Consider the following 18,729-nt stretch of genomic DNA (forward strand, 5'->3'; position numbering starts at 1 on the left):
GCTATCACCTCGGATTGGCTGGTGGCGATGTTGGAACGGCAGCCGAAGGAACGGCCCCAGGCTGTTTTAAATCGTCCAGTGACTCATTCTGACTTTCGGCGTTTTCGTGCAGGATGGCCTGCTCCGCCTGCTGGTTCAGCACTAAAAGACTGATACGACGGTTGATGGCGTCATCCGGCCCGCGGTCAGTGACACGCATGGTTGATGCCATGCCGACCACGCGCAGTACCTTGCCATCATCAAGCCCACCTGCCACCAGCTCGCGACGCGAGGCGTTGGCACGATCGGCAGAAAGCTCCCAGTTGCTGTATCCCTTCTCACCCGTGGCGTACGGGAAGTCATCCGTGTGTCCAGACAGGCTGATACGGTTAGGAATACCGTTCAGCACTGGCGCAATGCCGCGCAAAATGTCGCGCATGTATGGCTCAACTTCCGCGCTGCCCGTTTTGAACATCGGGCGATTCTGGCTATCAATAATCTGTATACGTAAACCTTCCTGCACCAGATCGATCTTCAGGTGTGGTCGCAGGGCACGCAGTTTAGGATCCGCCTCAATCAGCTGATCGAGATCGCCGCGCAGTTTCTTCAGGCGCGCTTGCTCCATGCGTTTTTTCAGCTCGTCGATGTTCGGCTCTTTCTTCACCTCACCCTTCTGCTGGGTGTAATCATCGCCGCCGCCAGGGATCGGGCTGTCGCTGTTAGAGATTCGCTGCCCACCGGTCACGGCGGTCGCCAGCGGCGTTCGGAAATACTCGGCAATCTGGATCAACTCTTTCGGGCTGGAGATGGAGATGAGCCACATCACCAGAAAGAATGCCATCATTGCGGTCATAAAATCGGCGTACGCGATTTTCCAGGAGCCATGCGCGCCGTGCCCATGCCCCTTGTGCTTGCGTTTTTTTACGATGACGATCGGATGGGACTGATTTTTCATGCGTCCTCAGTTGTCGTCTGTTGGTTTGGGTTTTTCACCGCGCGCACGTGTTCTTCAAGCTCGATAAACGACGGGCGCTCGCTGGAATAAAGCGTTTTACGGCCGAATTCAACTGCGATAGGTGGCGCATAACCGTTAAGGTTAGAGAGCAGCGTGATCTTCACGCACTGCATCATTTTGGTCGTTTCCGCGCTTTTCTGACGCAGAACGCTGGCCAGCGGAGAGATAAAACCATACGCCAGCAAAATACCGAGGAAGGTGCCCACCATCGCATGCGCAATCAGCGCGCCCAACTCTGCCGCAGGACGATCCGCCGAGGCCAGCGCGTGTACCACGCCCATCACCGCCGCGACGATACCGAACGCAGGGAGGGAATCGCCCACCAGCGCCAGGCTGTTTGCCGGCACTTCGGATTCGCTTTCGTGCGTTTCAATCTCTTCGTCCATCAGCGCTTCGATTTCGAAGGTGTTCATGTTGCCGCTGATGATCAGTCGCAGGTAATCGACGATGAAATCCAGCATCATTGCGTCAGCGAGAATGCGCGGGTAGCTGGCAAAAATTTCGCTCTCTTTCGGGTTTTCAATATCCCGCTCAAGCGAGAACATGCCCTGCTGACGCGACTTCGCCATCAGACGATAGAGCAGCGCAAGCAGATCCATATACATGCTTTTGGTGTATTTAGAGCGACGGAACAGCAGTGGAATAGCTTTCAGCGTGCCCTTGATCGATTTACCGTTATTACCAACGATAAAAGCCCCTACCCCTGCGCCGCCGATGATAATAAGTTCAGCCGGTTGATAGAGTGCTCCAAGGTGCCCGCCGGTCATCATGTAACCGCCGAAAACTGTACCGAGAACTACCAGGTAACCTAATAAGATAAGCACGACATCATCCTTCCGCTAGTGACTATGGCAAGGATGTTCAGCTCGCAGCGTTTACCGTTTGCGGGGTAAAAAAAAGCAGCGGTAATTGCTTACCGCTGCTGGAATCTTGCCCACACGTTCGGGTTAAACAGCTTGTTCGATCTGTTCATCCAGCAGTTGTGGAATAATATCGGCAGCTTCCCGGGAAAGTTTACGTCTTTTTACTGCTCGGGATGGAGGCTGGCATAAACTACAGGCGAAGCTGCCTGCAGGCTGATGCGCATGGGTAATAAAATTGCCATCGCAGCAGTTACAGCGCGACAGCTCAAGCATTCCGCTTTCAACAAAACGCACCAGCGTCCATGCGCGGGTGAGCGCCAGCAAAGGACCCTCGTCCTGCTGCGGGCATTGTTCAAGGTAAAGTTTATACGCTTTGATCACGGCATCAACGCCGCTACACAAACCGGTTTTGAGAAGATACTGCCAGGCATTACAGAACATGGAGGCATGAATGTTCTGTTCCCAGGTCATAAACCAGTCCGTTGAAAACGGCAGCATTCCTTTCGGCGGGGGACTACCACGTAACTCTTTATACAATTTGATGAGGCGACCACGACTCAGCTGAGTCTCGCTTTCCAGCATTTGTAAACGAGCACCGAGCGTAATCAGCTCCATTGCTAACTGTATGTCACGCGCTTCCTGAACAATGCTTTTCTCGCTCATTGCTAGGCCCTTTTCTTACGGGCTGCGTCATCAGGCTGGCTGATTTCGGTAAGCAAGCGAGTGGAAAGAAGAATACCGGTATGGATCTGTTGAAGATCGTCAACACGGGAATCCTGCGTCAGACGCGTGATAGTCTGAGGATTGTCAAAACGGAACTGGCAAACCAGTTGGTTTGTTTCCGCCAGTTTAACCATTTGAGGAAGGGTTAACCCACCCAGCATGGTTGCCATTTCTTCATTAATACCCAGACGAAACATCGCGGACGCCTTGTCCTGACTAATCAAACGCTGCGCGAGCAGTAAATACGACAAATTGATGTCATAGATATGTTTTAGCAACTCGGATGTATGCATTGTTCCCATCCCGAATAACCAACTATTATTTTTATGCGGAAAGACCGCACCCCGTGATGTCGCCGGGAAATCACCCGGTATAAAAAAGAAAAGGCTAAATGCATAGTCGAATTTAGGTTTGTATTCATTGAAACGCGCAACAGCTGAAACGCGGTTACGTCTCTTACACGTTTTATCATTTCTTACAAATAACTAAGATTTTTCCTAATTCGACGCAAACTCTACTCGTCAGTTTTGACACATACAATGCAGCCACCCCCAAATTTAAAAAAAATGTGATATACGTCACACAATTTAAGTGAATATCTCCCATAAATCCATCAGTATGACTTGTAAATTGGTTGTTTTTTGAACGATCGACACTGTTTTCTATTCTTTATGGGCGAATACTCATGCAGGAGTATGAGCAGAAGTGGCATGACATGTGCTGTTCGAAACGTATCAGCGACCAGATGCGCGTCACAGCGAATCCATCGTAAGGTCACATTTTAATTATCTATAAAAAACATGTAGTTATGCAAAACGCCTATAACAATTGTTTCACATGGTAATCATTAGAAATGTGTTTATAACGCGTTAAAACGATTTAACACCGGAAACGTAAAAAAGTGTGATTCAGGTTAAGTTGTTAATTTTTTTCATTTAGGCACGTTTTCCCGTTATTCTTCTTATAAGAATAATTAATGAATAATTATGATTAGCTTCACACTTATGTCGTATTCACCTCTTGCAGATCCGGTGAAATCGCGGTAATGGTGACTAAGACGCTGTCTTTCAGACACCTAAGGAGTGCGTTATGAGTTACTCCCATCTTCTTGTTTCTGTTGCGGTTTCGCCCGAAAGCCATGAACTCATCGCCCGGGCGGTTTCCATTGCCAGACCGCATAATGCCCGTATCAGCCTGATCACCCTCGCGGCCGAGCCTGAGATGTATAATCAACTGGCTGCCCCCATGCTGGAAGATATTCGTGAGGTCTTACAGGAAGAAACGCAGCAATTTATGCGTGAGCTGGTAGAAAAGGCGCAATATCCTATATATGACACCATTATTGCGACAGGGGAGCTTAATGCGCATATTCTCAACATGTGCAGTAAGCAGAATATTGATTTAGTAATATGCGGGAATCATAACCACAGCTTTTTTTCTCGCGCAGCCTGTGCGGCGAAATCGATTGTGGCGTCAAGCCAGGTGGATGTGTTGTTAGTGCCTCTTGGGGGCCGTTAAACCCCCAGAGGAAAATCAGGCGAGTTTAGGGAATGTCGCGATCTTTTTTTGCAGATGGCCTTCATTACTCTGCGGCGCAATATCACGAAGATCGCGAATAAAACGCGCCTGCCAGTGGTTAATATCGTTCTTACGGATCGTTTCCATCATCTCGGCATGGCGGGAAATACGCTCCGTGAGCGGCATCGTCAGCGCACGGTTGAGGGCATTCGCCACGTCGTCACGATCGTAAGGGTTGACGATAAGCGCAGACGTCAATTCATTGGCGGCCCCGGCAAACTGGGAAAGCACCAGCACACCCGGATCGGCGGGGTCCTGGGCGGCGACGTACTCTTTCGCGACCAGGTTCATCCCGTCCCGCAATGGCGTAACCAGCCCGACATCCGCATAGCGGAACACTTTCATCAGGATCTTACGGTCAAAGTGTTGATTGAGATAAAAGAGTGGCGTCCAGCCCAACTGACCGTAGCGGCCATTAATGCGCCCTGCTTCCGTCTCCAACTGGTGACGAATATCCTGATAAGCCTGCACTTCACCGCGCGAGGTGGGCGCTATCTGCGTATAGCGGATTTTACCGTGATGCTGCGGGTACTTTTCCAGCAGCGTTTCATACGCCAGGAAACGTTCCGGCAGCCCTTTGGAATAATCAAGACGTTCCACCGAGAAGATATTCTTCACGTGCTTGAGTTCATTCTTAAGCTGCGCCAGTTTGGGCGGCAGCGGACCGGAAGCCTGCTCGGCAATCTCTTCAGGTTCAATACCGATGGGATACACTTCAGTGTGGAATGTCTTGCCCCAGGCCGTATGGGTTTTCCCCCCTTTGGTCACCACTCGCGTTTTGCCGGACACAGAATCAAGGAACGCAAGTCGATCATTCTCGGTCTGGAAGCCCAGCAGATCGTAGTCACACAGCGCATCCAGCAACTCTTCATGCGGCGGCAGCGCGGTAAAGATTTCCGGCGTCGGGAACGGAATATGCAGGAAAAAACCAATCCGGTTATTCACTCCCCTTTTACGCAACTCTCTGGCGAAGGGCAGCAGGTGATAATCGTGGATCCATAAAATATCGTCTTCCTCGATTAAAGGCAGCAGTTTATCCGCCAGCAGCGAATTCACCCGCGTGTAGCCTTCAAAGGACTCGCGCTGGAATTTGACCAGATCCAGACGATAGTGAAACGCTGGCCACAGCACAGCATTGGAGAACTGCGAGTAATACTCGTCATAATCTTTTTCGTTTAACGCAAACGACGCCCATGTAATATTTCCGCGCGTCACTTTCTTGAGCGGTTTCTGTTCTTCACTGATTTCACCATTCCAGCCAAACCACAGCCCACCGGCGGCTTTTAAGGCACCTAATACCCCAACCGCCAGGCCACCTGCACTGGATTTTTTATCATCAGGCGGTGCAATTCGGTTAGAGACGACGACTAAGCGACCCATAATGGTTTCCCCCTTTGTTTTGCGCTATTTGTTGTTGTTGCTGGTTAGCGATGTCAGATATCCACTGCCAGACACTGGCGACATCCGCCAGACGCCATTCGGCGACAGTCTCACCAGGCCCGACCTTGATGGCGATCCCTCCGGCCTGATTCACCACACGAAACCCTGCCTCATCGGTCAGGTCATCCCCAATAAAAACGGGCGTCCTGCCGTTAAAAGGCGGTGTCGCCATAAACGCCGCAATCGCCGCGCCTTTATTGATCCCTTTAGGTTTAAGCTCCACCACGCATTTACCCGGCTGCAGCGCCAGCTCCGGATGTGCATTTGCTATAGCGGTCGCAAGCGCAAGCACAGCCGCTTCGTGCTGCGGCGCCTGGCGATAATGCAGGGCAAAGGCCATCCCTTTGGCTTCAAGCTCCGTACCGGGCAGTTCTGCCAGCGCAGACGAGAGTTGTACCTGTAGCGCCTGGATTAATGCGTCGGGGAGTGAAACGATATGCGTTTGATCATGGATGTCGCGGCGCTCCGCTCCGTGTACACCGGCCAGCGGAAAGCGATAAGGCCTGGCAAGCTGGTCCAGTTCGGCCATCGAGCGCCCTGATATCAATGCCACTGCTCCCTCAGTCATCTGCGAGAGCTGATGCAACTTCTGAAGAACCGTGGCGGGGATCGCCACCAGGTCAGGATGCGGCTTTATCTCGGCGAGCGTACCGTCGAGATCAAAAAAGAAAGCATAGTGTCCGGGCAGTACAGGCGGTGCAGTTAACAAGTCAGCCACCCTATTCCTCCTTACGGTTTACGAGAGGTAAACGCCTTTACCTCTTTCATAGCCATGTAAGTATAGACAGTGTGACGTCGCTCGCCATTTGACAACCGCCCCGCCAGCAAAACTGGCGAGGCGGTTCGGGGGTCAGCTAAGGTTATTAGTTGAGCAATATAAAGATAGGAAAAACCTTAGACGGTACGCTTCGCTTTTTGCTTGTAACGGTCGAATATCACCGCTGCCAGCAGGATCAGGCCACGAACGACGTACTGAGAGAACGGCGAAATATTGAGCAGGTTCATGGCGTTCTCTACCGTCCCCAGGATCAGGATACCGGCCACCACATATGAGATTTTTCCGATGCCGCCTTTCAGGGAAACGCCCCCCAAAACACAGGCTGAAATGACGATCAGCTCATAACCGATAGAGGTCATTGGCTGGCCACTGGTCATTCGCGACGCCAGAATAATCCCTGCGGCTGCAGAGACCAGCCCGGAAAGAACAAAGATAATAATCTTGGTACGCACCACCGGCACACCGGCCAGACGTGCGGCTTCTTCATTGCCCCCGATAGCCAGGGTATTACGGCCAAACGTGGTCCGGTTGAGCAGGAACCCGAACAGGATAAGACAGGCCACGGTCAGCCAGATTGGCGCTGGCAGCCCCAGCCAGTTAGCGTAACCGAGGGTAAAGAAGCGCTCGTCTTCAATCCCCACCGCTTTACCGTCAGAGATGATATAGGCAAGACCACGCACAATTTGCATGGTCGCAAGCGTTGTGATCAGGGCGTTAATCTTCAGACGAGCAATTACAAAGCCGTTCACCAGACCGCTGAGCACGCCCAGTAACAGACCCGCCAGCACGCCAATCCACAGGCTCTCCGTCATGTTGATTACCACAGCCGTGGTGACACCGGCACAGGCAATAACCGAGGCCACCGACAGGTCAAAATCGCCCGAGGCCAGACAGAACAGCATACCGCAGGCCACCATGCCGGACATGGAAATGGCCAGCCCCAGCCCTTTCATATTAATAAAGGTGGCAAAATTAGGAACGAAGATCGCACAGGCGACAAACAGGGCGGCAAAGACCACCAGCATGCCGTACTGATCCCAGATTCGGCCAAAACTGAACGCCGACTTTGGCGCTCCGGATGTAGTAACAGAGGACATCATTAACTCCTTACTCAGGCGACAGCCTGGCTGACTTTAGGCATGGCGAGATTCAACGCCTGTTGTTCATTCGCCTGTTCATGAAGCAATTCACCGGCAATTTCACCTTCACGCATGACGACAATGCGATCGGCGACGCCAAGCACTTCAGGCAGATCGCTGGAGGCGAAGAGCACCGCCACGCCGCGTTTTGCCAGTTCATAGATCACGTTATAAATCTCGTGTTTTGCCCCCACATCGATACCGCGCGTCGGTTCGTCCAGTAAAATGACCTTCATATCCTCCGACAGCCAGCGGCCCAGAATGGCCTTCTGCTGGTTGCCCCCGGAAAGATTCATGATCAGCTGTTCCGGTCCCGGCGTTTTGATATTGAGTGAACGAATGTGGTGATCGGCATTGCTCGATTCCCAGCTATCGTTGATCAGGCATCCTGCGCGGATAAATTTGCGACGGGCGGAGATATTGATGTTGTCACGCACCGAATGCACCGGAATAATCCCCTCCGCTTTGCGATCTTCCGGGCAGAGCATCATGCCTGCCTTAATCGCGTGGGCGGGCTTCTGAATATCCACCGCTGCGCCGTCAATAGACACCACGCCTTCGGTAATGCGCGTGCCGCCGAACAACCCTTTCATTAACTCGCTACGCCCTGCGCCCACCAGGCCGAACAGCCCGACGATTTCACCGCTGCGTACCGATAACGAAACCGGCATGCGTACTCCCGGCGCTTTTACATTATCCAGTCGCAGGCGTTCAGGGCCGTACTCACGCGGTTTCCAGTGGTAAATGTCCCCCAGATCGCGTCCGACCATCGCCTGGACAAGCTGGTCATGGTTCACCTGCGCCATATCGCTAAAGGTGCGCACATAGCGGCCATCTTTAAACACGGTGATGGCGTCGCTCAGGGCAAATATCTCTTCCATACGGTGCGAAACATACAAAATCGTGCGGCCTTCCTGGCGCAACTCCCGGATCACGCGGAACAGGTTTTCGATTTCACGTGCGGAAAGCGAACTGGTGGGTTCGTCAAAGGCAATAATTCTGGCGTTACGCGCCAGAGCCTTGGCAATTTCAACCATCTGCCACTGGCCGATGGAGAGGTATTTCAGCGGCGTCTGAGGATCGACGTCCAGCCCAAGATGTTTAAGCTGCAGCCCTGCTTCATAATTAAGTAGCGAACGATTAACCACGCCGCTTTTGTGCGGGAGCTGTCCTAAATAGATGTTCTCGGCCACGGTCATCTCTGGGATCAGGTGCAGTTCCTGATAGATAATGGCCACCCCGGCATTAAGCGCCGCCGTGGTATCAGCAAAAGCCACCTCTTCGCCACGAATGGCCAATGTGCCGGTCGTAGGGGAATAGTTGCCGCTGAGGATTTTCAACAGCGTGGATTTTCCCGCGCCGTTTTCACCCATCAGGGCATGAACCTGGCCGGCATAGCAGTCGAAACTGATATCGGTCAGCGCGTTAACACCGGGGAACGTTTTCCCGATGCCGCGAAATGAGAGATACGGATCAGACTGTCGCATAACGTCTCCGTGATTCCTGTAGTGTGTACGTCTGGCCCCTCATGGTGAATGAGGGGCGCAATCACAGCGTATTACTTACCGCCCAGTCCTTTTTTCGCCAGTTCCTCTTTGAAGTTGTCGCGGGTAATCAGCACCACGTCGGTCACTTCAGTAAATTTCGGCGGTTCAGCCCCTTTGGTCACCCAGTTGTAGAGCATTTCACTGGATTTGTAGCCGTGTACGTCCGGGCTTGGCAGCAGAGAGCCGTAGAAGCCGGTCGCCTGCGCTTTGGACAGTTCGCTGACGGCGTCAACGCCGTTGATACCGATACCGATCACATCCGGAGCTTTAAAGCCCTGACCTTCTGTCGCACGCACGCCACCCAGCACGGTGTTGTCGTTCATACCGACCACCAGCCAGTGTTTAACTTCCGGGTGTTGAACCAGCATTGAGTTCGCGGCGTCGAACGCGCCGGGGATATCGTTGGATTTGGTAGGCACTTTATAGATCTGTTTTTCCGGGAAGCCGGCGGCTTTCAGAGCGTCCATGGAACCGGTAGTACGACGACGTGCAGTATCCAGCTCATCAGCCGTGATGGCCATGACGCCCGTCTCTTTTACATCCCAGCCGCGCTTTTGCATCTCTTTATAGAGTTCCTGACCCTGGCGCTCACCAATTTTGGTCGCGGCCATCATTACCAGCGGCACGGTGTCCATTGGCTTGCCTTTGGCATTGACGAACTGATCGTCAACGGCAATAACCTTCATGTCGTAACCGCGCGCTTTAGCCGCAATTGCCGACCCCAGTTTTGGATCGGGTGTACAGATAACGAAACCTTTCGCACCGCTGGCCGCCAGGCTGTCGATGGCGTTCAGGGTTTTTTCACCGTCAGGCACGGCGATTTTAATGACGTCAAAACCTAAATCTTTTCCGGCTTTATCGGCGAATTTCCACTCAGTCTGGAACCACGGCTCTTCTGGCTGTTTTACCAAAAAACCGAGTTTTAAATTCTCTGCGATAGCGGATTGTGACATAACAGCAGCCAGACCAACGGCCGCCAGCGCTTTAGTAAATTTGTGCATGGTAAACTCCAGCTTTAGCATTCTTTTCTGTAGGGAATATTTGCGTGCTTCTTATTTAATCGGACTTAAAACAAGGCATTAGCGCTTACCTCGTCATAAGCGTTATTGCTGGTGATAGTTTTAGCGGGAAATTAATCATCCATAAGAGAGCGCCATCACACCGCAGAATTACAGTAATTGCGTACATAAATTCAGCGGAAAATGACATAAAAATGGCAGGAATTGTCGGACAAATGAAACGGGGTTAAGCAGAATTATCCATAAGATCAGCTAAGAAGTCCCTGAGCGCCGGACGCTCTAGCATCCGGCGGGAAATTTACCAGGCGTAATAGATGTGGTCAGCGTGATCGCGAACGGGCGTTTCGTCACCCAACAGTCGAGCAGCAAGGGCCAGCGCAAAGTCAAACGCATGACCAAGACCTTTGCCACTGAGCAGGTTTTTATCCTGGACGACCGGTGCATCCACATATTCACCGTCTTTTACCGTCTCCCATAAATCCCCGGAGCAGACGTAGCGACGCCCCCGAAGCAGCCCATTTCCCCCCAGCACGCGCGCCGCTGCTGAACAAATAGGGCAAATCAGCTTTCCGCGCGCGTCATGTGCAGAAATAAAACGGATAACCTGCGGATCCGCGGCCAGATTTGCGCTGCCCTGCGGTCCCCCGGGTAGAACAATCGCATCGTAAAGCGAATCGCTGCGTTCTGATAAGGTGCTGTCTGCCACCATGGGAATGTTATGGTAACTGACCACTGCACGCGACTGCGCGCAGGCCAGAGTTTCCACGTCGATGTTCAGCCGGCGCAAAATATCAATGGTGATAATCGCCTCTGCTTCCTCAAAACCGGGTGCCAACAGCACCGCAACCTTTGCCATCATAGACCTCAATGATTGAAACAAGATAAAACAGTGTTTCATTTTTACATAATCATTAAGAACAATCTTGCACAGCGATCACACACTCGCCTTTTTGCGATAAATTGATTTAGCGCAATTTTATTCCTCAAAATATATCCTGATTGATTGGTCTGTTTTTCACATCGTCACAGAAGATTCTGTTGCCTTAATATTTTCACTCTTTAAAAAACGAGACAAACAATACACAAACACATAAAAATCAATTTGTTATTAATGTGTTAACTTATATCCACCTGTTTTCATTTCTGTACTATATTAAATTTTGTAATGTATGGTAAACACAGCCTAATTAAGAGTTTTCTTAGACAGAATACAAGGGTATGCTTATTTATATCGAACACAGGAAGTGAATATTCGATCGACTTTTGTCGCCGCAGAAATGCCATTTCTGCATTCCATTATATGTGCCTGCCGGGTCAGGTTAGCCGCGGACATCACGTCCCACAGTCAATAAGGATATGAGTATGACTACCCAAACGATGATGCAAAAACTCAATGCCCAGTTGAACCTCGAGTTCTATGCCTCGAATCTGCACCTGCATATCAGCTCGTGGTGTTCCGAAAACAGTCTCAATGGCTCTGCCACTTTTTTTCGCAGCCAGGCGCAAAGCAACGTCACCCATATGATGCGTGTTTTTAATTTCATGAAAGCCGCAGGGGCGAACCCAACCGTAAAAGCGCTTGATACGATCGACGATAACTACTCTTCTCTGGAAGAATTGTTTGAGAAAACACTGGAACAGTACGAACAGCGTTGCAGCACGCTTAACAAGCTGGCCGATGAAGCCAGAGCACAACACGACACCAAAACCCTTAAATTCTTACGCGATATGGATAAAGCGCAACAGCAGGACGGCATGCTGCTTAAAACGCTGGCGGACGAAATCCATAACGCGCAGCAGGCGGGTTTATGTCCGGAACAAACCGACCGTCATCTGCTTGACCTTGTGACGGTACAGCACCACTGATCATTTTTCCTGCTCCCTGCCAGGCGCGCTTTTCGGCCTACCGGGAGCAGGTTCCCATTCTCGTCGCCAACCTTCTGCTTTTGCTAAGATTTAACAAATCAGATCTCGCTCTCAATGATTAACCACACAACATGTAATGATTTATTTAATTACATTATCATTGACGAGGGAGCATCATGATCACCATTGAGTTTATTGTCATCCTCCTCTGCCTGCTGACAGGTACGCGTTTCGGCGGCATGGGGCTTGGGTTGATAAGCGGTATTGGCCTTTTTATTTTATGTTTTGTCTTTGGTCTGCAACCCGGCAAACCGCCGGTTGACGTGATGCTGACCATTCTCGCCGTCATTGGGTGTGCCGCAACGCTTCAGACCGCAGGCGGCCTGAACGTCATGATGCAATTTGCTGAGCGCCTGCTGCGCAAACATCCTCAACACATCACGCTTCTCGCCCCTTTTACCACCTGGATGCTGACCTTTCTCTGCGGGACCGGACACGTGGTGTACACCATGTTTCCCATCATTGCGGATATCGCCCTGAAAAAAGGGATCCGCCCGGAACGCCCAATGGCCGTGGCATCAGTGGCATCGCAGATGGCAATTACGGCCTCGCCGGTCTCCGTGGCCGTTGTGTCACTGGTCTCCATTCTGGGCGCGCAGCATGGGCTCGGCCACGCGTGGGGAATACTGGAAATTCTCGCCGTCTCGGTTCCTGCCTCACTGTTCGGTGTGGCGATTGCTGCGCTGTGGAGTTTGCGTCGTGGGAAAGCGTTAGCGGACGATAAGGAGTTTCAGGAAAAGCTCAAAGATCCGAAGCAGCGTGAATTCATCTACGGCGGGACGGAAACGTTAATGAATCAACGTTTTCCAAAACAGGCCTACTGGTCCACGTGGATTTTCTTCGCCGGCATTGCCGTGGTTGTCCTGCTGGGGGCATTCCCTGACCTGCGCCCTGCATTTGAGATAAAAGGAAAAATGACGGCGTTGTCGATGAACCTTGTCATCCAGATGATGATGTTAATTGCCGGTGCCGTAATGCTGATGGCCTGCAAGGTCAATGCGTCTGCCATTTCTAACGGCGCGGTGTTTAAGGCGGGTATGGTCGCGATCTTCTCGGTGTTCGGGGTGGCGTGGATGAGCGATACCTTTTTCCAGGCGCATCTTGATGAGTTAAAGCTGGCGCTGGAAGGCGTGGTGAAAAGCCATCCGTGGACCTACGCGATTGTGCTGTTCCTGGTATCCAAGCTGGTGAACAGCCAGGCGGCAGCCCTGACGGCCGTTGCGCCTATGGGGCTGATGCTGGGAATCGACCCGAAAATGCTGATCGCCTTTTTCCCGGCCTCTTACGGCTATTTTGTCCTGCCGACCTACCCAAGCGATTTAGCCTGCATCGGCTTTGACCGTTCGGGCACAACCCGCATCGGCAAATTTATCATTAACCACAGCTTTATTCTGCCGGGATTAATTGGCGTTAGCTGCGCGTGTGCGGCGAGCTATCTGCTGGTACAGACGTTCTTTTAAGGTGAGCGAAGGGCGACAAACGGTCGCCCTTTTTAGCGTCAGGCGGGCTTTAGTGAGACTCGCCCTGCGGCGTGAATCGCAGTTCAATCAGCGCGATGGCTTTCTGAATAGCGCGAAGCGTGACCGGGTCAGCCGCAGCGGGATGGCTGTTGAAATCGATATTTTTCAGCTGCGTGGACATCTTCTCGCGCACTTCAACCGGCGCAATAACGTCCAGGACATCAAGGATTTGTTTGATAACTAACTGGCAGGCGACAACGTCAGACACCAGCTCCTGATCGGCGCTCAGGTTTTGTGACATGGGGCTTTCTCCTTATTTAAAGGCCGCCATAGTAACAAAACGCAGGCCCATTCATCTCCCTCTCGTCGCTTACGGGCACAAAAAAACCCGCCGAAGCAGGTTTTTTTCATCAGAACATTGCGCCCGGTGGCACGTCTTTGAAAGTGTTGCAGTAGTTAGCCCACATACTTTTCAGGATTTTGCGAAGTTTCATCAGGTAGCTCCATTAACTTGTTATACAACTTTATCGTCAATGTGCTTATAATATGACCATCGTCACAAAAATCAATATTTTTGTGACGCGCATCACAATTTTATGCTTCTCGCCAAACCTGAAAAGTGGGGCTCACGGCACCTGAAAGCGTCAGCCTACGATCCCGCGAACAAAAGCTTCGATCTCTTTGTCCTGGCAATTCTCAAAGAAGCACTGCTGGAAACGTTGACCCGAAACGGCCGTCTTCACCAGCTCGGGATCGATTGCGCGCAGCGTATCCAGATAGTTTTCTTTCACGACCGCCGCTTTAACCTGGTTCAGAATACCGGCGTTACGCACCTGCGGCTCCTTGCGCTCGGGCGGATAACCTTCACCGTTTCGACCAGTGAACGCTTTTTCAAAGATAAACCGAACGTTCAGTTCAGCCCCCCAACCGAAGCCTTTGGCAAACGGCAGGGAGAGCGCGTTACCGTTGTTGATCTGAGCAAACAGGAACGCATCCGCAGGATCAATGCAATAGCCGCAGATGACGCCCGGGTGGATGTTCAGCGACATCAATGCCCCCTGCCCCGTACCGCAGCCGGTCACAACAAAATCAACGGCTTTCGCATTCAGTAAAATGCTCGCCATAATCCCCAGATGGATATAGGTCAGGTGATGGTCATTCTCGTCGCTCATGCCCACGTTATAAACCGGGAACCCTTTTTCATCGGCTACCGTTTTCAACTCTTTCAGTATCACTGGGTTTTTCGCGGCCTGGCTGTTTTCCATCATCAGTGCAATTTTCATTTCATCTCTCCTGAATGCGTGGCGGGAGATCCCGCTATGGATACCTTTACCTGTTCACCCTACTATCAAACAAACAACTTTTCAAATTAAATGAAAGGTTGTTTTAAAAAACAAAGACAGGTTCACAATTTAGCGAGAATGAGACCGTACGCCAAACGTGCATTAAAAAGTTAAAGCAAACCTGTTGCCGCTTCAGCCCGTTAGCTAGACTGCAAAAGTACACGCTAAAACCGTATGGGGTTGACCTGTGAATCAGCGCTGCCGGATGCTTCGCTCCCTCTTTCTACTCGCGTTGACGGGTCTGTTGCTTGTTTGCCCCCCTGCCCGGGCAGAAGAGCCTGTACCGGTCTGGATCTTTGATGCTAACAACTTCGAATTCTGGCGCACACCGCAAGGAGAGTGGCAGGGTTTTTATCCTGAACTGATTAAGGCCATCAATAAACAGGCGGGTACGCAGCTGCAGCTGCGGCCGCTCTCCGGAGCCGATATTAGCCAGCGTTTTGCACAAAATGAGTATGGCGTGTATGCCGGGGTATTGCGCACGGAGAAGCGAGCCAGAACCAAAATTCTCTCAGCACGTTTGTTTGATAACGACGTGGTGGCCGCCAGTCCATCGATGACGGTGACAACCGCCGGACAGCTCAGCCATGCCCGGGTGCTGTTCCGTAAAGACGACGCGACGCTCGACAGCGTGCAACAACGTTATCCCGACCTTAAATTTCGTTCTCTGCGCCTCGTCGCCACCAGCGACGAGGCTTTTCGCTTACTGAGCGACAACCAGGCTGATTTCTATATTAATGACGCTCCGGAGATGGAAAATACCCAGCGCTATTATCTGGTCTCCCGGCCCTTTCCTGAGCTACGCATTCCTGTCGTCCTCGCCTTCAGCCCTGACCTGCTTCCCCTGCGGGATAAAATCAATGCGCTGATTGGCACCTGGTATCGCAACGGCGAAATCAACACGATGCTGGAGGAGAGCAAGCGCAATTACCTGCTAAGCCGTATCACCCTGTCAGAGGAGGAGCGAACCTGGATCGCGCATAATCGCCTGCAGATCAACCTGCCCAAAAACGAGAATTTTGCCCCGCTTATCTGGCGGGACAGCAAGGGCTACCACGGCACAGCCATTGATATGATTAACGACATGCGCGATTTACTGGGCATGAAGGTTGAGGTCAATTTTATCGATCACTATTCGAGTCTTCCGCGACAGCAGTGGGCGGTTCGATTGATTGATATCGTTGATCGAAGCGACAGTGCGCATGCACAGGGCCGTATCGGCCCCGACATCGCCTGGCACAACGCCTATTACAATCGCAGCAGTCAGCCCTTCTTGTGGAACGAAGAGAGTATTCGCAGCCAGCGCGTCGGCGTACTCGACGGTTCGTTTGCCGCAGCCTATTTACGCCAGCGTTTTGGCAGCGATGTGATCATCGTGACCCGGCCAACCATTGACGGTCTTATCGACGCGATTGAGAACGATGAGATTGACTATATTCTGGGCGACCTCAGTTCGCTGGAGTCCACGCTTCGCGGCAACGAGTTGTTTCGCGGGGTGCTGAAAGTCGCGGGGGTCACCCGCTCTGAGTTTATTATTGGCCCGTGGGTGGATCCGCAGCATCCGCTCTTTCATCTGCTGACTCAGGTTCATCGCCTGTCAGAATACCGCACGCAAATAGAACGTCAGGATGAGCAGAGTTACTTACCCGATTTTTCTAAAAACACGCTGAAGATTATCAGCGTGATTTTGCTGATCGTGGCCCTGTTCAGCATCGGTATGCTGATCATGATGCGTCGCCATTTACGCCAGAACCGGATGGTTAACCGCAATATGGTGCAGGCGCTGGAGAAGGTAAACCGCGCGCACGATGACGAGACCGGCAGCCATATTCAGCGCGTCGCCCGATATTGCGGCTTGATGGCGCGTGAGCTGGGGCTTTCGCGCAAAATGACCCGTGAGATAGAACATTTTGCCTCACTTCACGATGTCGGAAAAATTGCCGTGCCGGAGCGTATTCTGCGTAAGCAAGGCCCGCTGACCCAGGACGAGTTTGCCGAGATGAAACTTCATACCGTGAAAGGGTGGCGGATTATTCAGGGCTTAGAGCTGGGCGCAGTTGCGGAGAATATTATCCATTTCCATCATGAAAAATGGGATGGCAGCGGATATCCGCAGGGGCTGCGGGGAGAACAGATCCCGCTGGAAGCCCGCATTCTGGCGCTGGCCGATGTGTATGATGCCCTGAGGCAAAAGCGGGTCTATAAGCCGGGATTCACACACGAGCAAGCCTGCAAAATCATTCTGGAGGGTGACGGCCGCCATTTTGACCCGCAGCTTATTGCGCTGTTTCGCCTGCATCATCTTAAGTTTAAAACCATTTTTGACAGCCTGGCCGACTAAACGGCCCGTCGCAAAGAGAAAGCGCAGATTGCCCGGCTATTCCTCGCATTGCGACTCACATCTGCAGGTACGATAACGTATTTCCACTCACTCAGAGCGAACCATGAAAAGAGTCTTCGTCGCCGGTACGATCCTGCTGCTGGCGGGCTGTAGCATTAATCGCCAGGCTGAGGTCAGCACCCTGGACGCGCCAAACGGCATCGTCCGCCTCGACTACGGGCAAGCAATGCTGCAAAACGCCTATTCCGATGAGTATGTTAATAACGGCACCGCAGCTAAAGCGTGTCAGAGCATGGGGTATGCCACCGCCTCTGCCTATGGCCAGCCCATTAAAACCTGCACCCTGACCAGCGGCTCTCTGTGTCTCAATGAGAGCGTGACGATCCAGTATAAATGCATGGGCTTTGCCGTAAACCCTAAAGCAACTAATCCGTGGTATTAATCTGTGCTGCCAGTATTGACTGGCAGTGTATTTCATTACGAACAAAAACAATTCTCATTAATAAAATATAAATCGGCAATGCGTTTTATTCCCATTCGTATTTTAAATAAAGAAATAATTATTTTACGTTTTGCAAATAATTAAATAACAAATTATAGTGTCGCTCATTGTGAACCAGAATTAATAACCCGGAGCGTCACCATGCTGAAAACTGAAATGATCGACAAGCTCAATGCGCAAATGAACCTTGAGCTTTTTTCATCCCTTCTCTACCAGCAGATGAGCGCCTGGTGCAGCTACCACAGTTTTGAAGGCGCTGCCGCCTTCCTGCGCCGCCACGCGCAGGAAGAGATGACCCATATGCAGCGTCTGTTTGATTATCTGACTGACACGGGCAGCCTGCCGCGCATCGATAACGTTGCGTCCCCGTTTGCCGAGTATAATTCGCTTGATGAGCTCTTCCGTGCGACCTATGAGCACGAGCAACTGATTACGCAAAAAATTAACGAACTGGTTCATGCGGCAATGATCGGCCAGGATTATCCGACCTTTAATTTCCTGCAGTGGTACGTGGCAGAGCAACACGAAGAAGAGAAACTGTTTAAATCCGTGCTGGATAAATTGTCTCTGGTGGGGAAAACAGGCGAAGGTCTTTACTTTATCGATAAAGAACTTTCTACCCTCGATACACAGAAATAATATTGCTGCGGTGCTGTTTTCAGCGCCGCACTTTTATTCTCCGCGCACAGATTTACATACACCCCGCACAGCTTGTACACCGCCAGTCCTGCGTATTGACCGCCTGGTAAAAATACCGGTAGTTAGCCGTCTCCAGCGGAATACCGGCGTCAAAAAAAACATCTGTCAGCCAGTCTACGTTTTCAATGATCCACTCATCTTCTTTTAGCCCCTGCGCAAAGGTGTCGTCCTCAGGATCGATGATCGAATAAATGGCCCAGGTGCCCATATCCTTTTCACGACGCGATTCAGGAAGCTGCAGGGCCTGGTTCTGCCAGCTGATTATCCAGTGACCATGGCACAGTAAATTACCGCCCCGGCTCCACGCCGCGGTAAAGGGATTATTTCCCGCCATCTGCCCTCACTTTATTTGAAAACTTATAGTTATTGTTTAAATT

Annotated in this window: 20 protein-coding genes; 6 read left to right on the forward strand and 14 right to left on the reverse strand. The window is 51.6% G+C overall.

The window, feature by feature from the left end:
- Positions 1 to 4: 4 nt before the first annotated feature.
- The 4 genes from motB to flhD form a co-directional block, all read right to left on the reverse strand.
- Positions 5 to 934: a flagellar motor protein MotB gene (gene motB, locus BH714_RS09845; protein ID WP_014170676.1), complete on the reverse strand. Its 930-nt coding sequence runs from the start codon at positions 932 to 934 to the stop codon at positions 5 to 7.
- Positions 931 to 1,818, reverse strand: coding sequence for a flagellar motor stator protein MotA (gene motA / locus BH714_RS09850; protein WP_008500417.1), 888 nt, complete (start codon positions 1,816 to 1,818; stop codon positions 931 to 933). The genes motB and motA overlap by 4 nt, the downstream gene beginning before the upstream one ends.
- A 123-nt stretch (positions 1,819 to 1,941) precedes the next feature.
- Entirely contained in the window at positions 1,942 to 2,520 is a 579-nt protein-coding gene (flhC, locus tag BH714_RS09855; RefSeq protein WP_014170677.1) for a flagellar transcriptional regulator FlhC, read from the reverse strand.
- Positions 2,521 to 2,522: 2 nt separating this feature from the next.
- On the reverse strand, positions 2,523 to 2,873 hold the full coding sequence (flhD, locus tag BH714_RS09860) for a flagellar transcriptional regulator FlhD (protein WP_020883374.1): 351 nt from the start codon (positions 2,871 to 2,873) through the stop codon (positions 2,523 to 2,525).
- A 796-nt stretch (positions 2,874 to 3,669) separates the two neighbouring features.
- Here flhD and uspC point away from each other — a divergent pair.
- A complete protein-coding gene (uspC, locus tag BH714_RS09865; protein WP_040017806.1) occupies positions 3,670 to 4,098 on the forward strand; it encodes a universal stress protein UspC in 429 nt (142 codons plus the stop codon).
- A 15-nt stretch (positions 4,099 to 4,113) separates the two neighbouring features.
- On the opposite strand, the gene otsA is transcribed toward uspC, so the two are convergent.
- The 6 genes from otsA to BH714_RS09895 all read right to left on the reverse strand — a co-directional run bounded on the left by otsA (position 4,114) and on the right by BH714_RS09895 (position 10,937).
- Entirely contained in the window at positions 4,114 to 5,538 is a 1,425-nt protein-coding gene (gene otsA, locus BH714_RS09870) for an alpha,alpha-trehalose-phosphate synthase (protein ID WP_014170680.1), read from the reverse strand.
- Complete coding sequence (otsB, locus tag BH714_RS09875; protein ID WP_014170681.1) at positions 5,513 to 6,316, reverse strand: trehalose-phosphatase; 804 nt, start codon at positions 6,314 to 6,316, stop codon at positions 5,513 to 5,515. Before otsB ends, otsA begins: the two co-directional genes overlap by 26 nt.
- A 176-nt stretch (positions 6,317 to 6,492) precedes the next feature.
- Positions 6,493 to 7,473, reverse strand: a complete 981-nt coding sequence (araH, locus tag BH714_RS09880; RefSeq protein WP_014884358.1) for an arabinose ABC transporter permease AraH — start codon at positions 7,471 to 7,473, stop codon at positions 6,493 to 6,495.
- A 14-nt stretch (positions 7,474 to 7,487) separates the two neighbouring features.
- Positions 7,488 to 9,002, reverse strand: coding sequence for an L-arabinose ABC transporter ATP-binding protein AraG (gene araG / locus BH714_RS09885; protein ID WP_020883372.1), 1,515 nt, complete (start codon positions 9,000 to 9,002; stop codon positions 7,488 to 7,490).
- Positions 9,003 to 9,073: 71 nt separating this feature from the next.
- Positions 9,074 to 10,063, reverse strand: coding sequence for an arabinose ABC transporter substrate-binding protein AraF (gene araF / locus BH714_RS09890; protein ID WP_020883371.1), 990 nt, complete (start codon positions 10,061 to 10,063; stop codon positions 9,074 to 9,076).
- Positions 10,064 to 10,379: 316 nt separating this feature from the next.
- The gene (locus BH714_RS09895) at positions 10,380 to 10,937 is read right to left on the reverse strand and encodes a DJ-1 family glyoxalase III (RefSeq protein ID WP_032679709.1); all 558 of its coding nucleotides are present in this window, start codon (positions 10,935 to 10,937) and stop codon (positions 10,380 to 10,382) included.
- Between the two features lie 506 nt (positions 10,938 to 11,443).
- On the opposite strand from BH714_RS09895, the gene BH714_RS09900 reads away from it, so the two are divergent.
- Both BH714_RS09900 and BH714_RS09905 read left to right on the forward strand, forming a co-directional pair.
- Positions 11,444 to 11,947 carry a non-heme ferritin-like protein gene (locus BH714_RS09900; protein WP_020883369.1) on the forward strand — a complete coding sequence of 168 codons (504 nt, stop codon included), beginning with the start codon at positions 11,444 to 11,446 and terminating at the stop codon, positions 11,945 to 11,947.
- Positions 11,948 to 12,123: 176 nt separating this feature from the next.
- Complete coding sequence (locus BH714_RS09905) at positions 12,124 to 13,467, forward strand: anaerobic C4-dicarboxylate transporter (protein WP_020883368.1); 1,344 nt, start codon at positions 12,124 to 12,126, stop codon at positions 13,465 to 13,467.
- Positions 13,468 to 13,516: 49 nt separating this feature from the next.
- On the opposite strand, the gene BH714_RS09910 is transcribed toward BH714_RS09905, so the two are convergent.
- The 3 genes from BH714_RS09910 to BH714_RS09915 all read right to left on the reverse strand — a co-directional run bounded on the left by BH714_RS09910 (position 13,517) and on the right by BH714_RS09915 (position 14,750).
- Complete coding sequence (locus tag BH714_RS09910) at positions 13,517 to 13,768, reverse strand: DUF2766 family protein (RefSeq protein ID WP_014170688.1); 252 nt, start codon at positions 13,766 to 13,768, stop codon at positions 13,517 to 13,519.
- Between the two features lie 109 nt (positions 13,769 to 13,877).
- Positions 13,878 to 13,961: a stress response protein AzuC gene (azuC, locus tag BH714_RS24060; protein ID WP_014832437.1), complete on the reverse strand. Its 84-nt coding sequence runs from the start codon at positions 13,959 to 13,961 to the stop codon at positions 13,878 to 13,880.
- A gap of 150 nt (positions 13,962 to 14,111) precedes the next feature.
- A complete protein-coding gene (locus tag BH714_RS09915; RefSeq protein WP_020883367.1) occupies positions 14,112 to 14,750 on the reverse strand; it encodes an RpiB/LacA/LacB family sugar-phosphate isomerase in 639 nt (212 codons plus the stop codon).
- A gap of 247 nt (positions 14,751 to 14,997) precedes the next feature.
- Here BH714_RS09915 and BH714_RS09920 point away from each other — a divergent pair, with 247 nt between their 5' ends.
- The 3 genes from BH714_RS09920 to ftnA all read left to right on the forward strand — a co-directional run bounded on the left by BH714_RS09920 (position 14,998) and on the right by ftnA (position 18,292).
- Positions 14,998 to 17,151: an HD domain-containing phosphohydrolase gene (locus tag BH714_RS09920; RefSeq protein WP_236918401.1), complete on the forward strand. Its 2,154-nt coding sequence runs from the start codon at positions 14,998 to 15,000 to the stop codon at positions 17,149 to 17,151.
- A gap of 103 nt (positions 17,152 to 17,254) precedes the next feature.
- Positions 17,255 to 17,593, forward strand: coding sequence for a YecR family lipoprotein (gene yecR / locus BH714_RS09925; protein ID WP_040017808.1), 339 nt, complete (start codon positions 17,255 to 17,257; stop codon positions 17,591 to 17,593).
- Positions 17,594 to 17,794: 201 nt separating this feature from the next.
- The gene (gene ftnA / locus BH714_RS09930; RefSeq protein ID WP_014170693.1) at positions 17,795 to 18,292 is read left to right on the forward strand and encodes a non-heme ferritin; all 498 of its coding nucleotides are present in this window, start codon (positions 17,795 to 17,797) and stop codon (positions 18,290 to 18,292) included.
- A gap of 52 nt (positions 18,293 to 18,344) precedes the next feature.
- Here the strand turns inward: ftnA and BH714_RS09935 are convergent, their stop codons facing one another.
- Positions 18,345 to 18,686 carry a hypothetical protein gene (locus tag BH714_RS09935; RefSeq protein ID WP_025203830.1) on the reverse strand — a complete coding sequence of 114 codons (342 nt, stop codon included), beginning with the start codon at positions 18,684 to 18,686 and terminating at the stop codon, positions 18,345 to 18,347.
- Positions 18,687 to 18,729: the final 43 nt, after the last annotated feature.

This window comes from Enterobacter ludwigii, from assembly GCF_001750725.1.
Lineage (GTDB): Bacteria > Pseudomonadota > Gammaproteobacteria > Enterobacterales > Enterobacteriaceae > Enterobacter > Enterobacter ludwigii.

What these genes read in the sequence shown, in the direction of transcription:
- motB (WP_014170676.1), bottom strand. Translation starts at nt 934, where the DNA reads ATGAAAAATCAGTCCCATCCGATCGTCATCGTAAAAAAACGCAAGCAC.
- flhC (WP_014170677.1), bottom strand. Translation starts at nt 2,520, where the DNA reads ATGAGCGAGAAAAGCATTGTTCAGGAAGCGCGTGACATACAGTTAGCA.
- flhD (WP_020883374.1), bottom strand. Translation starts at nt 2,873, where the DNA reads ATGCATACATCCGAGTTGCTAAAACATATCTATGACATCAATTTGTCG.
- uspC (WP_040017806.1), top strand. Translation starts at nt 3,670, where the DNA reads ATGAGTTACTCCCATCTTCTTGTTTCTGTTGCGGTTTCGCCCGAAAGC.
- otsA (WP_014170680.1), bottom strand. Translation starts at nt 5,538, where the DNA reads ATGGGTCGCTTAGTCGTCGTCTCTAACCGAATTGCACCGCCTGATGAT.
- araH (WP_014884358.1), bottom strand. Translation starts at nt 7,473, where the DNA reads ATGTCCTCTGTTACTACATCCGGAGCGCCAAAGTCGGCGTTCAGTTTT.
- araG (WP_020883372.1), bottom strand. Translation starts at nt 9,002, where the DNA reads ATGCGACAGTCTGATCCGTATCTCTCATTTCGCGGCATCGGGAAAACG.
- araF (WP_020883371.1), bottom strand. Translation starts at nt 10,063, where the DNA reads ATGCACAAATTTACTAAAGCGCTGGCGGCCGTTGGTCTGGCTGCTGTT.
- BH714_RS09895 (WP_032679709.1), bottom strand. Translation starts at nt 10,937, where the DNA reads ATGGCAAAGGTTGCGGTGCTGTTGGCACCCGGTTTTGAGGAAGCAGAG.
- BH714_RS09900 (WP_020883369.1), top strand. Translation starts at nt 11,444, where the DNA reads ATGACTACCCAAACGATGATGCAAAAACTCAATGCCCAGTTGAACCTC.
- BH714_RS09905 (WP_020883368.1), top strand. Translation starts at nt 12,124, where the DNA reads ATGATCACCATTGAGTTTATTGTCATCCTCCTCTGCCTGCTGACAGGT.
- BH714_RS09910 (WP_014170688.1), bottom strand. Translation starts at nt 13,768, where the DNA reads ATGTCACAAAACCTGAGCGCCGATCAGGAGCTGGTGTCTGACGTTGTC.
- azuC (WP_014832437.1), bottom strand. Translation starts at nt 13,961, where the DNA reads ATGAAACTTCGCAAAATCCTGAAAAGTATGTGGGCTAACTACTGCAAC.
- BH714_RS09915 (WP_020883367.1), bottom strand. Translation starts at nt 14,750, where the DNA reads ATGAAAATTGCACTGATGATGGAAAACAGCCAGGCCGCGAAAAACCCA.
- yecR (WP_040017808.1), top strand. Translation starts at nt 17,255, where the DNA reads ATGAAAAGAGTCTTCGTCGCCGGTACGATCCTGCTGCTGGCGGGCTGT.
- ftnA (WP_014170693.1), top strand. Translation starts at nt 17,795, where the DNA reads ATGCTGAAAACTGAAATGATCGACAAGCTCAATGCGCAAATGAACCTT.
- BH714_RS09935 (WP_025203830.1), bottom strand. Translation starts at nt 18,686, where the DNA reads ATGGCGGGAAATAATCCCTTTACCGCGGCGTGGAGCCGGGGCGGTAAT.